Annotated in this window: 16 protein-coding genes; 6 read left to right on the plus strand and 10 right to left on the minus strand. The window is 71.4% G+C overall.

The window, feature by feature from the left end:
* The first annotated feature begins 12 nt into the window (after window positions 1-12).
* Window positions 13-480, plus strand: a complete 468-nt coding sequence (locus tag ACIBQ6_RS24925; RefSeq protein ID WP_358298518.1) for an NUDIX domain-containing protein — start codon at window positions 13-15, stop codon at window positions 478-480.
* A gap of 204 nt (window positions 481-684) precedes the next feature.
* Here the strand turns inward: ACIBQ6_RS24925 and ACIBQ6_RS24930 are convergent, their stop codons facing one another.
* The 6 genes from ACIBQ6_RS24930 to ACIBQ6_RS24955 form a co-directional block, all read right to left on the minus strand.
* The gene (locus ACIBQ6_RS24930; protein ID WP_397214738.1) at window positions 685-1,224 is read right to left on the minus strand and encodes a GNAT family N-acetyltransferase; all 540 of its coding nucleotides are present in this window, start codon (window positions 1,222-1,224) and stop codon (window positions 685-687) included.
* Between the two features lie 262 nt (window positions 1,225-1,486).
* Window positions 1,487-2,404 carry a carbohydrate ABC transporter permease gene (locus ACIBQ6_RS24935; protein ID WP_352363084.1) on the minus strand — a complete coding sequence of 306 codons (918 nt, stop codon included), beginning with the start codon at window positions 2,402-2,404 and terminating at the stop codon, window positions 1,487-1,489.
* Window positions 2,405-3,316, minus strand: coding sequence for a sugar ABC transporter permease (locus tag ACIBQ6_RS24940; protein ID WP_352319946.1), 912 nt, complete (start codon window positions 3,314-3,316; stop codon window positions 2,405-2,407).
* Window positions 3,316-4,728 (minus strand): N-acetylglucosamine/diacetylchitobiose ABC transporter substrate-binding protein, encoded by a 1,413-nt coding sequence (gene ngcE / locus ACIBQ6_RS24945; protein WP_397214740.1) that lies wholly within the window; start codon window positions 4,726-4,728, stop codon window positions 3,316-3,318. The genes ACIBQ6_RS24940 and ngcE overlap by 1 nt, the downstream gene beginning before the upstream one ends.
* 17 nt (window positions 4,729-4,745) lie before the next feature.
* Window positions 4,746-5,480, minus strand: a complete 735-nt coding sequence (locus ACIBQ6_RS24950) for a sugar isomerase domain-containing protein (protein ID WP_397214742.1) — start codon at window positions 5,478-5,480, stop codon at window positions 4,746-4,748.
* 1 nt (window position 5,481) lies between these two features.
* The gene (locus tag ACIBQ6_RS24955) at window positions 5,482-6,351 is read right to left on the minus strand and encodes a MurR/RpiR family transcriptional regulator (protein WP_358298526.1); all 870 of its coding nucleotides are present in this window, start codon (window positions 6,349-6,351) and stop codon (window positions 5,482-5,484) included.
* Between the two features lie 79 nt (window positions 6,352-6,430).
* On the opposite strand from ACIBQ6_RS24955, the gene ACIBQ6_RS24960 reads away from it, so the two are divergent.
* Entirely contained in the window at window positions 6,431-7,381 is a 951-nt protein-coding gene (locus tag ACIBQ6_RS24960) for an N-acetylglucosamine kinase (protein ID WP_397214744.1), read from the plus strand.
* A gap of 17 nt (window positions 7,382-7,398) precedes the next feature.
* On the opposite strand, the gene ACIBQ6_RS24965 is transcribed toward ACIBQ6_RS24960, so the two are convergent.
* Complete coding sequence (locus ACIBQ6_RS24965; protein ID WP_397214746.1) at window positions 7,399-8,469, minus strand: thiolase C-terminal domain-containing protein; 1,071 nt, start codon at window positions 8,467-8,469, stop codon at window positions 7,399-7,401.
* 257 nt (window positions 8,470-8,726) lie between these two features.
* Between ACIBQ6_RS24965 and ACIBQ6_RS24970 the strand changes: the two genes are divergently transcribed.
* Window positions 8,727-9,575, plus strand: coding sequence for a LysR substrate-binding domain-containing protein (locus ACIBQ6_RS24970; RefSeq protein WP_397160974.1), 849 nt, complete (start codon window positions 8,727-8,729; stop codon window positions 9,573-9,575).
* A gap of 15 nt (window positions 9,576-9,590) precedes the next feature.
* Window positions 9,591-10,220 carry a MerR family transcriptional regulator gene (locus ACIBQ6_RS24975; protein WP_397214748.1) on the plus strand — a complete coding sequence of 210 codons (630 nt, stop codon included), beginning with the start codon at window positions 9,591-9,593 and terminating at the stop codon, window positions 10,218-10,220.
* 17 nt (window positions 10,221-10,237) lie between these two features.
* Here ACIBQ6_RS24975 and ACIBQ6_RS24980 read toward each other — a convergent pair whose 3' ends face one another.
* Both ACIBQ6_RS24980 and ACIBQ6_RS24985 read right to left on the minus strand, forming a co-directional pair.
* On the minus strand, window positions 10,238-11,125 hold the full coding sequence (locus ACIBQ6_RS24980) for a hypothetical protein (protein ID WP_397214750.1): 888 nt from the start codon (window positions 11,123-11,125) through the stop codon (window positions 10,238-10,240).
* A 51-nt stretch (window positions 11,126-11,176) separates the two neighbouring features.
* Window positions 11,177-11,854 (minus strand): ThuA domain-containing protein, encoded by a 678-nt coding sequence (locus ACIBQ6_RS24985; protein ID WP_397214752.1) that lies wholly within the window; start codon window positions 11,852-11,854, stop codon window positions 11,177-11,179.
* A gap of 136 nt (window positions 11,855-11,990) precedes the next feature.
* Here ACIBQ6_RS24985 and ACIBQ6_RS24990 point away from each other — a divergent pair, with 136 nt between their 5' ends.
* On the plus strand, window positions 11,991-12,845 hold the full coding sequence (locus ACIBQ6_RS24990) for an RNA polymerase sigma-70 factor (protein WP_397214823.1): 855 nt from the start codon (window positions 11,991-11,993) through the stop codon (window positions 12,843-12,845).
* A gap of 24 nt (window positions 12,846-12,869) precedes the next feature.
* Window positions 12,870-13,631 (plus strand): SDR family oxidoreductase, encoded by a 762-nt coding sequence (locus tag ACIBQ6_RS24995; protein ID WP_387681901.1) that lies wholly within the window; start codon window positions 12,870-12,872, stop codon window positions 13,629-13,631.
* On the opposite strand, the gene ACIBQ6_RS25000 is transcribed toward ACIBQ6_RS24995, so the two are convergent.
* Window positions 13,621-14,193: a TetR/AcrR family transcriptional regulator gene (locus tag ACIBQ6_RS25000; protein ID WP_397214754.1), complete on the minus strand. Its 573-nt coding sequence runs from the start codon at window positions 14,191-14,193 to the stop codon at window positions 13,621-13,623. The two genes, ACIBQ6_RS24995 and ACIBQ6_RS25000, sit on opposite strands and share 11 nt — an antisense overlap.
* Between the last annotated feature and the right edge of the window lie 58 nt (window positions 14,194-14,251).

Below are 14,251 nucleotides of genomic sequence, written 5' to 3' on the forward strand. Positions count from 1 at the left end.
GAGGCGTTCCCCGTGGGACGAGTCGAGTACTGGAACGACCCGGACGCCCCCAAGGCCAACAGCCTGGTGCCGGCCTGCGGGACGTTGACCGTGGACGACGCCGGCCGCATCCTCATGCAGCGCCGGCGCGACACCGGTCAGTGGGCGTTGCCGATGGGCAAGATGGAGATCGGCGAGACCCCTTCACGGTGCGCCGTACGGGAGACGGAGGAGGAGACCGGCGTCCGCGTCGAGCCCACCGGCCTCCTCGGCGTCTACTCCGACCCGGGCCACATCGTGGCCTACACCGACGGCGAGGTCCGTCAGGAGTACGAGGTGATGCTGATCGCCCGCCCGGTCGGCGGCCGTCCGGAGGCCAACGACGAGGCGAGCGACGTGCGCTGGGTCGAGCCGGGCGAACTGCACACGCTCGACATCCATCCGACCCAGTGGCGACAGCTCAACGACTATCTGCGGCAGAGGCATCCCCACGTCGATTGAGGTCGGCCGGTTACGGCGGCAGCGTCTAGTAGATCATTCCTGACGGATGGTGCAGGCGCCGGAGGTCGGCGTAGCCGGAGGCAATCCGGCGCGCGGCCAGTGATGGCTCGACGGCCGGATCCGCATCCGCAGCGAGAAAGGCATCCGATGGGGCGGACGCCCCGTCTCCGCCGCAGCCTGATCAAACGCCCCTGGTGGAGAACGTCAGATGCTCGCACTACGGGCGATGCGGTACAGCACGTTCGGACGCAGTGGCCCTTCGGGCTCGGTGGGGTCGTCGAAGTCGTCGGCCGGGTCCCGGGTCATGCCGATCCGGCGCATCACCGCCTGGGAACGAAGGTTGGTGGCCGTTGTGACAGCGAGGATCTCAGGAAGCTCAAGAGCGTCGAAGCCGTGGGCCAGGACTGTCAGCGCAGCCTCGGTGGCGTAGCCCTGGCCCCAGGCCGAGCGGGCGAGCCGCCAGCCGATCTCCACTCCTGTGAACGGCATGTGGTCGTCCACTTCGTCCAAGCCTGCGAAGCCGATGAACTGGCCCGTGGCCTCCACCTCAACCGCCCACCACCCGTAGCCTCGCTGGTCGAACTCGGCCTGAAATTGCGACACGGAGGCATCGCTCTGTTCGCGGGTAAGCAGGTCGCCCAAGTGCTCCCGGACCTCGGGATCGGCGTTCATGGCCGCCCACGGTTCAAGGTCGGAGTCACGCCATCGGCGCAGGACGAGGCGCTCGGTACGCAGTTCAGCCATGCCGGCCAGCCAACATGAGCTTTGACCCCCAGGCAACCAATTTTCTTGTGACACCGCCTCCCAGAAACACAGGCCGCTCCAAGGGCCGACGAAGCGACCACCGATCCGGCGAACGTACGCGGTCAGAGCACTGGCGCCGGCGGGGCCATGGCGCCGCCATGCGCGGGGGTTGCGCCGCCAGGCGCCTCAAGGAGAATCGCCTGAGCTCACGAGGCGCGAAGCGCCCCATCGGCGAAGACCATTGGCCGAAGGCGACGTCCCCCTATTTGAGGGCTCCGGAGGTCAGGCCGGACTGGATCTGGCGCTGGAACACCGTGTAGACCACCAGCATCGGCAGGATCGCCAACGTCAGCGCGGCGAACAGCGCCGACCAGTCCTGGTCGTACCCCGCGGACGTGGAGATGTCAGCGATCCCCTGCGTAAGCACCCATTTGTCCCGGTCCTGGAGCAACACCAGCGGCAGCTGGTACTGGTTCCACTGCCCGAGCACGTTGAAGATCGTGATGCTGATGATGCCCGGCCTGGCCATCGGCAACATGATCTGGAAGAACACGCGGGTGTGCGAGGCGCCGTCCACCATCGCCGCCTCCCCCACCGCCGTGGGCAGCGTACGGAAGAACGCGGTCAGGAAGAACACCGTGAACGGCATCGAGTACGCGATGTAGACCAGCACCAGCCCCGCATGCGTGTTCAACCCGATGTACGGCCCCACCAGCGGCACCGCCCCCATGTTCTGCACGACGAAGAACAGCGGCGTCAGCTTCAGGTACACCGGGAAGGCCAGCCCGGACACGAACAGGAAGTAGATCGGCCGGTTGGCGCGGAAGGGGTACCGGGCCAGCACGTACGCGGCCATCGAGCCGAGCAGCATCGTCCCGGCCACGCTGAAGGTGACGACGATGACGCTGTTGAGCATGTACTGCCCGATGTGCGCCTGCTCCCAGGCGCGGGCGAAGTTGTCCCAGTTGAGCTTGGCCGGCAACCCCCACGCCTCGCCGAAGATCTCGTCCTCGCTCTTCACCGAGGCCAGGAAGGTCCACAGGATCGGCACCACGACGAGCACCGTCCACACCAGGAGCGCGACGTGGGAGAGCACGGCCATCGGCCCGAGCCGCCGCCGGCGCTCCTGACGGGCCAGTTTGCGGGAGTTCGCCACCGTCCACGTGGTCGTCGTTGTCATCTAGTACTCGATTCGTTCGCGGCGTGACAGGCGCAGCGAGAGGATGGCGAAGCCGACGGTGAAGAAGAACATCATGACGCCGAGGGCCGAGGCGTAGCCGAAGCGGAAGTACTGGAAGGCGTTGCGGTAGATCTCGGCGGCCATGACGGTGGTCGACCAGTCGGGGCCGCCGTGCTGGTCGGTCATCACCCACACGATCGCGAACGCGTCGAGCGCCAGGATGCCGAGGTAGACCCAGGCCACCTGGATCGTGTCCCACAGCAGCGGCAGCGTGATGCGGAAGAACAGGCTGAACCGGCCCGCGCCGTCGATCTGCGCCGCCTCGAACATGTCGCGCGGGATGGAGGCCAGCCCGGCCGAGAACAGCACCACGTAGAAGCCGACCGCCTGCCAGACCAGCACGCCCAGCACCGACCAGAAGGCCACGCCGGGGTCGGACAGGAAGCCGACCGGCTTGGCGCCGAGCGCGATCAGCGGCCCGTTCAGCATGCCGCTGCCGTCGGGCCGGAACACCTGCTGGAACAGCACGCCCACCACGGCAACGGCCAGGACCTGCGGGAAGAAGAACACCACCCGGTAGAACTTCGAGCCCGCGATGCCCGAGGAGCCCTTGCGCCCGCCCACGTTGAGCAGGAAGGCGAAGAACAGCGCGATGACGATCGTGAGCAGCGGCAGCAGCACGAGCAGCATGGCGTTGTGGCTGACGGCCTTCCAGAAGACGCCGTCCTTGAACAGCCGGACGAAGTTGTCCAGCCCGATGAAGTCCGGCGTGGCCGTCACGCCGCGCCAGTCGGTCATCGCGATGCGGAACGCCTGGATCAGCGGCGAGATGACGTAGGCGAGGTAGAGGATCACCGGGGCTGCCAGGAACGCGGTGATGAACAGCCCGCGGCGATACCTGTTGAACAACATCAGCGCTTGAACTTCTTGATCGCGGAGTCGTTCTTGATCTCGTCGGCCTTCTTCTGCATGCGCTCCAGATACTTCTCCGGCGTCAGGCCGCCGGACATCAGCTCGCCGGTGGCCGCGATGCCCTCGTCCTTGAGCTGGCCGTACCAGGTGTTCCAGCGGTAGTAGACGGTGTTGGCGCCCGCGTCGGCGACGGCCTTGGAGGCGCTGGTGACGCCGGGCGAGATCGTGCGGCCCTCGGTCGCGCCCTTGACCGCGGTCACCGTCTTGACCATCTCGCTGAAGTCGCCGGCCGCCTTCTTCGACAACATGCCGCGCAGGTACTCGATGCCGCCCTGCGGGTTGGCGCTCCTGGCCGCGACCATGAAGTTCTCGCCGGGCTGGGTGTGCAGGGTGCCGTACGGCATCTTGTCGGAGCCGGTGACGTCGGGGATCGGGAACATGCCGTACTCGAAGTCGGGCGGGGTGGTGCTCTTCTGCTCGTTCTCCAGCCACGACCCGGACGGCAGCATGGCCACCTTGTACTTGTTCTGGGCCGTCTGGGTCTGCACGTGGTCGAGACCGGTCGTGCCCTCCATGAGGTACTTGGCGCCCACCTCGGCCCAGGCCGCGGCGGCGGTCTTCATGGCCTCGGTGGTCCAGGCGCCGTCCTCCAGGTTGTCGATGTTGACCAGCACCTCGTTGCCGCCGATCTTGGCGGCCATGGTCAGCAACGGCTCGTACAGGTACTGGGGGAACTTGCCGGCGTACGTGAAGGGCGCCATCTTGCCGGACTTCTTGATCGTCTCGCAGAGCTTGACGAACTCGTCCCAGGTCTTGGGGATCTCCCAGCCGTTGTCCCTGAACACCTTCTGTGAGTACCAGATGCCGTGGATGTAGTTCACGTAACCGAGCACGCTGAACTTGCCGTCGTAGGTGCCGATGTCGATGACCGACTGGTCGATGGTGTCCCTGACCTTGACGGCGGGGTCGTCCCAGCTCGGCGCGTCGAGCAGGGGGGTGAGGTCCTGGAGCTGGCCGTCCTGGGACAGGGCGCCGAAGTCCATGAAGTTGGCGCCGGAGTTGTCGATCACCTCCGGCGGGTTGCCGCCGGCGAACCGCGGCTGGAGGACCTTGGTGATCTCCTTGGTGGCGTTGTGCTTGATCTCGCTCTTCGGGTACTTCGCTTTGAACAGCGGCTCGTGGATGTTCTTGGCGTAGTCCTGGCCGAAGCCGCCGTCGAAGATCCACACCTCCAGCGGCTTGCCGTCCGCGACGCCGAACGGGTTGGCCGCGCTGGTCGCCACCGGCGCGGACGAGGCGGTGGCCGTGGGCTTGGCGGCCGGGGTGGCACAGGCGGCCAGCGCCCCCGCGACGGGGACGAGGGCCGCGCCGCGCAGGAGTTGACGACGGCTGATATGGGGGGTGTCAGGCATTGATGGCTCCTAGCTGTTCATGATCCTCGTCGTATTCGCCCTGCGTATCGGCTCTCCAGGGCCTTGTTGTGCTCGTCGCCGCCGGTCACGTTGACCGACAGGTAGACGGGAGGCCGCTCGCCCAGGGCGACGAGCTCCTCCACCGCCTCGGTGACCACCATCTGCGCGAGCAGCGCCGAGGTGATCGTGGAGACCGCGCCGTACGTGCCGCCGTCCGGCAGGTCGAGGACGGCGTCCCCGTACGGGGAGCCGTTGTCGAGCACGACGTCGGCCAGGTCCATGAGCTTGCCGCCCGAGGGATGGCGCGAGGTCATGCGCGTGCTGTGCGCGACCGAGGTGATCGCGACAAGCGGGTGGCCGCGCTCCTTGACCAGCGTGGCCAGCTCCACGACCGTGCCGTTCACGCCGGAGCTGGAGACCAGGACGAACACGTCCTGCGGCTCGACGGGGGCCAGGTCGTAGATCTCATGGGCGACGGCCGGGTCGCGTTCCAGCTCCGGGGTGAGCACGCTCGGCGGCCGGCCGCCGTACAGGACGAGGTCGCGCGGGGAGAGGCGGTTGCTGGGCACCAGGCCGCCGGCCCGTCCGGCGATCTCCATGGCGATGGCCTCGGAGTGCCCCGACCCGAACGCGTTGACCACCCCGCCGGCGCGCAGCGCGGCGACGATCAGGGCGGCGGCCCGGCGCACCGGCTCCGCCTGGCTCTCGGCGACCTGTCCGGCGAGGGCGAGGGCCTTGGACGCGTACCGCATGTCAGCCTCTCTCCACGCGGTGGCTCTCCACCGCGCTGATCGTCAGCTCGAACGCCTCGTTGGTGCGCTCGTACGTGCGCTGCGCGACCGCCACGTAGACGGCGTCGAGCACGAAGATCTGCGAGTGCACGGCCGCCAGCCCGCCCAGCCGGAACGTGGTCTCCCTGCTGGCCGTCGTCAGCACCAGGCCGGCCAGTTCGGCCAGCGGCGAGCGGGCGAAGGAGGTGACGGCGACCGTGGTCGCGCCGTGGCTGCCCGCCTCGGCCAGCGCCTCCATGACCTCGCGGGTGCGGCCCCGGTGGCTGATGCCGATGGCGACGTCGTCCGCGCCGAGCAGCGCCGCCTCCGACAGCGCCACGTGCGCGTCGCCGGCGCTCCAGCACGGGATGCCGATGCGGCGCAGCCTGCCTTCGAGCATGGTGGCGACGTTCCCGCTGGTGGAGACGCCGATCAGCAGCACCCGGCGGGCCCTGACGACGGCGTCGGCGACCTGGGCGACCATAGCGAGGTCGAGTTGGGCGGCGGTGTCCTGGATGAGCCTGGCGTCGGCGGCGGCCATCACCTCGATGGCCGAGTCGAGCGGGTCGTCGGGGCCGATCTCGTGCCCGACCCCCGCGCCCCAGCCGGCCTGCGCGGCTCTGCCGGTCTCCGTGGCGAGGGCGACCCGCAGCTCGGCGTAGCCGGAGAAGCCGAACGCCCGGCAGAACCTCGTCACGGTGGCGGGCGAGCTGCCCGCCCGTTCGGCCAGCGCGATGATGGTCGACCGCGCGGCCTCGGCGGGGTCGCCGAGGATCACCTCGCCGACCCGGCGCAACGCCTCCGGCAGACCGGGCAGTTCTGTTTCGACGCGCCCGAGGGCTCCTGAAGTCACGAATATTCCTTCCGAATACTCGGTCTTCTGGCGAAAATTATTCTTGCTTCCCGGTCACGTCAACCCCCAGAATTCGACCGTGACCAAATCGCTGGTGGTCGGTGTCGACGCGGGAGCCACCTCGACGCGCGTCTCCGTCCACACCCTCGACGGCACCCGCGTCGGCTACGCGCGGGCGGGCGCCGGCAACCCCTCGGCACACGGTCTGGACAAGGCGGTAGCGGCGATCGGCACGGCGCTCGGGCAGGCGCTGGGGTCGCACGACGGCGGCCGGGTCGTGGCCTCGCTGGCCGGGGTCGCGGGCCAGGTCGACACGCTGGTTCCCGAGCTGGCCCGGGTGTGGGCCGGCCACGGCATCGAGGCGGGCCCGCTGATCGAGCGCGACGTGGCGGTGGCCTACGCCGCCGGCACCGCCGAGCCCGACGGCTCGCTGCTGCTGTCGGGCACGGGCGCGGTCGCGGCCAGGGTCGCCGGCCACCGCATCGACACGATCGCCGACGGGCTCGGCTGGCTGCTGGGCGACGAGGGCTCGGGCTTCTGGATCGGCCGCGCCGCCGCCAAGGCCGTGGTCTCCGCCCTCGACCGGGGTGCGACGGGCGAGCCGGGCAGCCTGGTCGCGCTCGTCGTCGAGCATGTCCTGGGCGAGGAGCGTCCGGGGTCGCCGCGGGCGGTCGCCGACCGGTTCGTCCGGCTCGCTCAGGCCGACCACATGCGCCTGGCCGCGCTGTCCGCCCTGGTCAGCCGGGCGGCCGAGGCCGGTGACCCGATGGCGCTCAAGGTCGCCGAGGAGGCCGCCGACCGTCTTGTGGCCACCCTGCGCAGGGTGCACGTCTCGGGCGACATCGTGCTCGCGGGCAGCGTGCTGACCAACGAGGGGCCGGTGCGCCGGGCCGTGCTGGCGCGGCTGTCCGGCGAGCGGGTGCGCACGGCGCGCGACGCGGCGGGCGCGGCGGCCTGGCTGGCGGCCCGCGGCGTGCTGCCCGGCGACGACGGCCGGAGCTCGCACGCCGCGTTCACGCTCACTCCCTGACGCTCACTGCCTGACGTTCACCGGGTGAGGAGGGCCGCGCTGCCGTAGCTGCCGCCGAACCCGGTCACCAGGGCGGTCTCGCGCCCGGCGCGCAGTTCCCGCACCGCCTGGGCCACGTTGTTGAGCCCGTGCACGTACCCCTCCGACAGCAGGCCGCCGTGCGGGTTCACCCACGCGTGCCGCCGCTCCAGCAGGTACGCCCCCAGGTCCTCCCGCGCCACCAGCCCGAAGTCCTCCAGTTGCCGGGGCACCAGCCAGGAGTAGGCGTCGTAGAGCAGCGCCGCCCGGACGTCCGCGGGCCGCATCCCGGACGCCGCCCACAACAGCGGCGCGACGTGCGCGGAGAAGACGGCCGTCACGTCCGGCGAGCGGTCCATGGAGGAGCAGCCGGGCCCGCCGCCGCGGACGACCGCCCGGATGCGCGGGCCGTCCAGGACGCCGCTCACCAGCAGCGCGCACGCGCCGTCGGTCTCCAGGCAGCAGTCGGCGGTGCGCAGCGGCGTGCAGACGTACGGCTTGGCCAGGTAGGCGGTCAGGTCGAGGGGCTCGCGGCGCAGGGCGCGCGGGTTGGCGGCGGCGTTGCGCCTGGACTGGGCGACCACGGCGTGCAGGTGCTCGGCGGTGAGCCCGGTGTCGTGCAGGTAGCGGGTCGCGGCCATGGCGAACAGCGGGATCGGCCCCGCCAGGCCGTAGGTGTGGCGTTCCAGGGGGCCGGTGGAGGCGGTGTTCATCCGCGTGCCGGACCGCCCGTTGAGCGCCCGGAAGACCAGGACGTTCCTGGCCACGCCGGCGTGGATCAGCATGGCCGCGTCCCCCAGCACCGACGCCGCCTGTGTCCCGCCGCCGGCGATGTCGTTGTGCCAGCGCAGCCGCTCGATCCCCAGCGCGCGGGCCACCTGGACGACCGGCGCGGAGTCGTTCATGTGGTAGCTGAGCAGCCCGTCGACCTCGCCGGGGACGATCCCGGCGTCCGCGCAGGCGGCCCGGCACGCCTCGGCGGCCAGCTCCAGCTCGGTGCGCCCGGACTGCCTGGTCAGCTCGGTCATCCCGATCCCGGCCACGGCCGCGCACCCGGCGAAGGACTGCATCCCGCACGATAACACGTCAAGACAAGCGCTTGCTCGGTTCGCGGACGGCCGAGGCGCCAGAGGTGCCGTACGCGGAGTTTCCGGGCGGCCACAACGGCCACGTCTTCCGTCCGAAGGTCTTCGCCGCCAGGTTGGGCGAGGTCCTGAGCAGCGGGAAGGCACAAGCCGTGACTGGATGCCTTCACGCGGGCTGCCCCGTCTTGTAATACGGAGAGGTGATCAGCCGATAGCCCATCATCATCACCCCGAGGTGAGAGATGGATCTGCGCTACGTCAGATACGCGATGGCGATCGCGCGCGCCGGCAGCCTCCGCCGCGCCGCGACCGCGCTGCACATCGCGCAGCCCACGCTGTCGGAGCAGCTCAGGGCGCTGGAGAAGGAGATAGGCGTCGAGCTGTTCAGCCGTTCGTCCAGCGGCGTGCGGCTCACCGAGGCGGGCGAGGCGTTCCTGGCCCAGGCCACGGTCGCGCTCGACGCCTACGAACGGGCCGTGGCCGCCGCGCGCGGCACGGGCCGCACCGCCCGGCTGGGCGTGGCCGACGGGCTGGCCGACGTGGCCGCCCGGCTGCTCGCGCAGCTCCAGAACGTGCCGGTGCGGATCGCGCCGATGAGCACGGCCGAGCAGTTGGTCTCCATCGCCGACGGCACGTTGCAGGCCGGCCTCGGCTATGCCCCCGGCTCGCTGCCGAGGGGCGTGGCCCGGATGCTCGTCCACCGCTTCCCGGTCCGCGCGCTGCTCCCCCGCGACCACCCCCTGGCCGGGCAGGAGGCGCTGTCGCTCGCGGACCTGGCCGGCGAACCGCTGATCATGCCCGAGTCGGACGCGGTCGCCGGGGCCCGGCGGTTCCTGGAGGGGTTCGTCCGGCATCGGCTGCATCCCCGGCTGGGCCCGGCCGCCGCCACCCATGACCTGGTGATCGACATGGTGGGCGCGGGGGCCGGCTACAGCCTGTGCGTCCACGAGGGCAGCGCGGTGCCCGACGCGCTCACCTTCGTGCCCATCAAGGAGGACGTGCCGCCACTGGAGGCGGTCTTCCTGTGGAACCGACAGGCCGACGTCCACGAGGTGGTGAGCGCGGCCCGCCACGTCGCCCGCTCTGGATAGCGCTATTATCTATCGATGCGCATCTCAGAACTGAGCGCCCGATCCGGTGTCGCCATCCCCACGATCAAGTACTACCTGCGTGAGGGCATGCTGCACCAGGGCGAGCAGACCGCCGCGACCCGCGCGGAGTACGACGAGTCCCACCTGCGCAGGCTGCGCCTGATCCGGGCCCTGCTGGAGGTGGGCAGGCTCCCCGTGGCCGCCATCAAGCAGGTCATCGCCGCCGTCGACGACGAGACGCTGCCCATCCACCACATGCTGGGGATCGCGCACTACGCGCTCGGCCCGGTCGTCGAGCCCGAGCAGGACGAGGAGTGGCGAACCGCCAGGGCCGAGGTCGACCGGCTGATCGACGAGCTCGGCTGGAACGTCGTCGAGGGCGCTCCCACCCGCGACGAGCTGGCGCAGACGATGGTCCGCATGCGCCAGCTCGGCCTGCGCGTCGACCTCGCGCCGTACGTCGAGGCCGCCAGGAAGCTGGTGACCGAGGTCGAGATGGACACCATCCCCTTCGACGGGCCGCGCGACGCCGCCGTGGAGGCCCTGGTGCTCGGCACCGTCCTGTACGGCAAGGCGTTCGACACGCTGCGCCGCATGGCCCAGGAGTCGGAGTCGGCCCGCCGGGTGGGACAGCGCCAGCGGTAAGAGCCGGTCGGGGGCCGTCAGAGCACGCCGTTGCGCCGCAGGATCTCGAGGGCCCGCACGGTGGCCGCGCCCCGCCATTCGAGCGCGCCGGCGGGCGAGATCCGCGCGTAGTCCACGACCCAGCCGCCGTCCTCCTGCTGCGTCCCGGCCAGCCGGTCGAGGTCGGCGGCGATCACCTCGGGCGCGAACAGCTCGCGCGCCGGCCGTCCGGGGTAGGGGGCGAAGTCGAGGGGGTGCAGCCGCTCCTCCGCGGTGCCGCCCTCCACGGGCACCCGCCCGTCCTCCGGGATGTGCGCGGCCAGCCGCTTGAGCAGCCCGGCCGCCTCGGGCCGCGTCCCGTGGACGGCGTCCAGGAAGCGCACGGCGAAGGAGAGCACGTAGGCGTGCGGCCGTTCGTCCAGCGCCTGGATCGCGTCGAGGCAGTAGCGGGTGGCCCGCTCCAGCCACGGGTGCGCGGCCACGGCCGGATCGTGGGCGGCCACGCCGTGGGCCGCCGCCGCGGAGACGGCCGTGATCTGCAACGACGAGACGCTCGTGTCCGCGCCCGCCCACCAGGGCGCGGTGCCCTCGGGCAGGGTGAGCGGCAGCGCGAACGGCAGCCCGCCGTCGGGCATCGTCACCGACTCCAGCCAGTCGCACAGCGCGACGGCCTGCGGCGCGGTGTCGGGGCCGATCTCCTCGAACACCTCGAAGGCGTGCAGCGCCGCGCCCGGCTGGCTCTCCGGCGAGCGCAGGTCGGGCTCCAGGCCCCAGCCGTAGCCGCCGTCGGGGTTGCGGTAGGCGTCGAGGGCGCCGAGCACGGAGGCCGGGCCGGTCTCCTCCATGAGCAAGTGGAAGCGCCGCCGGTCCAGGACCCGCGCGTGCGTGGCCAGGAACCCGGCGACCGCCGAGAGATTGACGTTCATACGGCCATCGTGCCCGCCGCGCGAGCTCGGGTCTTGTCCGAACCGGACATGTCAGCCGGTGTCGTCCACCGGCCGTTTCAGCAGCCACGACGCGGCCCGCTGGAGCAGGGCCCGGTGGATCTCGTTGTCGTAGGACCTGGTGTCGTGCCCCAGCGCGTCGTAGACCACCCGGCCGCGGCGCACCGGTCGCGCCCACACCAGCGGCTGGCCGTGCGCGGAGGCCAGGGGGCGCACGTCCGGCAGCACGTCGAGGTCGCTGTAGACCTCGTCGACCAGGTCGAAGTCGCGCAGGCCCGCCACGATGGGGTGGGCGGCGCCGTGCACCCGCACGCCGGTCCAGCCCAGGGGCGGGTGGTGGGACTTGGGCCAGTTCCAGCTGCCGCCGAGCACCCGCGGCCAGCTCTGCCAGTCGTCGAAGCAGACCGCGGCCGTGTGCACGCACAGCAGGCCGCCGCCCCGGTCGAGGTGGTCGAGGAGCGTGGTGCGGGCCTGGGCGGGCAGCGCGAAGCGCCATTCGCCGCGCAGGTCGGCGAAGCGGTCCTGGCCCATCTGCCAGCGCAGCGCGTTGACCGTGATGAGCTGCACCTCCGGTGGCTCGCTCAGCGCGCCCGCGATGTCCTCGGTGATCTCGGACTCGACGCCCACCTCGCCCAGCACGTCGGCGAGCGCGGCCGACGTGGCGGCGAAGTCGTGGAAGAGCCCTCCTGACAGGATCAGATTTCTCGCCACGCCCCCAGCCCATCACGCCCGGCCCGCCTTGGCCACCCACAGAGCCGCCCCACCGACCCCCCACCGAGCCGCCACCGAGCCGCCACCGGTTCCCACCGAGCACCCACCGAGCCGCCCGGCCGGGCGACAGGGCATGATGCCGGACGTGGACTTCGAGGAATACCGCCCCATGTTGCTGGGCCTGGCCTACCGCCTGCTCGGCAGCATGTGGGACGCCGAGGACGTCGTGCAGGAGGCCTGGCTGCGGTGGGAGGGCACCGACCGGAGCCAGATCAGGGAGCCCCGCGCGTTCCTGCTGACCGTGGTCTCGCGGCTGGCCCTCGACCAGCTGCGCTCGGCCAGGGTGCGGCGGGAGGCGTACACCGGGCCGTGGCTGCCCGAGCCGGTCGCGACGGGCGAGACCGGGCCGCTGGACACGGCCGAGCTGCGCGACACCGTCTCCTTCGCGACCCTGCACCTGATGGAGAAGCTGTCGCCGCCGGAGCGGGCGGTGTTCGTGCTGCGGGAGGCGTTCGAGCTGCCCTACGACGAGATCGCCGAGATCGTCGGCTCGTCGGTGGCCAACGCCCGGCAGATGCACCACCGCGCCTCGGTCCGGGTGTCGCAGGGCCGCGACCGGTTCACGCCGACGAACGAGGACCACGCCAGGCTGCTGACGAAGTTCATGGAGGCGGCCGGCGGCGGCGACCTCGACGCGCTGACCGAGCTGCTGCACGAGGACGTCGTCATGTGGAACGACGGCGGCGGCAAGGTCCGGGCCGCCCTGCGCCCGATCCTGGGCCGGCGCAAGGTCAGCGGCTTCATCGGCGGCCTGCTGGCCCGCTACGACTTCAGCCGGGCGCGCCTCGTCGAGGCCAACGGCCGCCCCGCCCTGTGGACGCACGTGGCCGGAAGCGACCAGCTCATCGCCCTCGACGTGCGCGACGGCCGTATCCAGGGGCTCTACGGCGTGCTCAATCCGGACAAGCTGACCCGGGTGCGGCCGGACTGATCGGCCCGTCACTATAGTCGGCTTATGGATCTCGGCATCTCGGGCAAGGTCGCCCTGGTCACCGGCGGCAGCGCGGGCATCGGCCTGGCCGCCGCCAAGAGCCTCGCGCGCGAGGGCTGCGACGTGTGCGTCAGCTCGCGCAACCCGGAACGGCTCGCGGACGCGGTGGTGGAGCTCCAGCAGTTCGGCCACGTGGTGCACGCCGTGCTGGCCGACGTGGAGGACCCGGCGGCGGCTCAGCGGGTGGCCGACGAGACGCGCGACGTGCTCGGCCCGGTCGACATCCTGGTGGCCAACGCGGGCGGCCCGCCCACCGGCCGCTCCGACGAGGTCGGCCTCAAGGACTGGGACGTCGCGGTGCAGCGCAACCTGCTCGGCACCGTCCGGCTGATCCAGGCGGTGCTGCCGGAGATGCGGTCGCGGGGGTGGGGCCGGATCGTCACCGTCACCAGCTCGTCCGTCCGCGAGGCGATCGACGGGCTGGCGCTGTCCAACGCCATGCGGCCGGCCGTCGCCGGGCTCGTGCGCACGCTGGCCCGCGAGGTGGGCGGCGACGGCGTGCTGGTCAACAACGTGCTGCCGGGGGCGATCGACACCGAACGGCTGCGCGGCATGTCGGGCGGCGACGACGTGATCGAGGAGCGCGGCCGGGCCGTGCCGGTCGGGCGGGTCGGTCAGGCCGAGGAGGTGGGGGACGTGATCGCGTTCCTGGCCAGCGAGCGGGCCTCGTACGTCAACGGCGTCTCGATGCTGGTCGACGGCGGCGCCAGCCGGGTCATCGCCTGAGCAACGCGGCGACGACGCCGGCCGCCCACTCCTCGTCCTTGTCGGCCGGGTCCACGAAGTAGGACAGGTTGGCCCGGTGGAAGCAGGCGCCCATCAGCAGGGCGGCCGCCGCGCCGGGGTCGAGGCCGGGGTCGGCGCGGCCCGCGGCCCGCTCGGCGTCGAGGATCTCGGCCAGCGCCCTGATCGGCAGGTGGGGGCCTGTGTTCGTGGTGGCCAGCATGTGCTTGAACCGGGCCAGCAGCGAGGGGTCGGCCAGCATGCCGGAGGCGATGGTGGCGGCCTCGGTGTAGAACTCCAGCGCCGCCAGGGTGAAGCGGGTGAGGTTGTCGGCCAGGTCGCCCTCGCCCGTGCTCATCCGCAGCCGGGCCAGCGCGGGGGCGAGCGCGGGCAGCCGTTCGAGCAGCACCGCGAGGAAGATCTGCTCCTTGCCGGCGAAGTGCTTGTAGAGCAGCGCCTCGGAGCAGCCGGCCGCCTGGGCGATGCGCCGCGTGGTCGCGCCCGAGATGCCGAACTCCCGAATGGCCTGCTCGGCGGCGTCGAGGATGCGCTCACGGGTGCTCATCCGCCCATGATATGAGCGAGTGCTCACCAACCCACGCGTGCATGACATCCTTCCCTTA

The organism is Nonomuraea sp. NPDC049655, assembly GCF_044465465.1.
Classification (GTDB): domain Bacteria; phylum Actinomycetota; class Actinomycetes; order Streptosporangiales; family Streptosporangiaceae; genus Nonomuraea.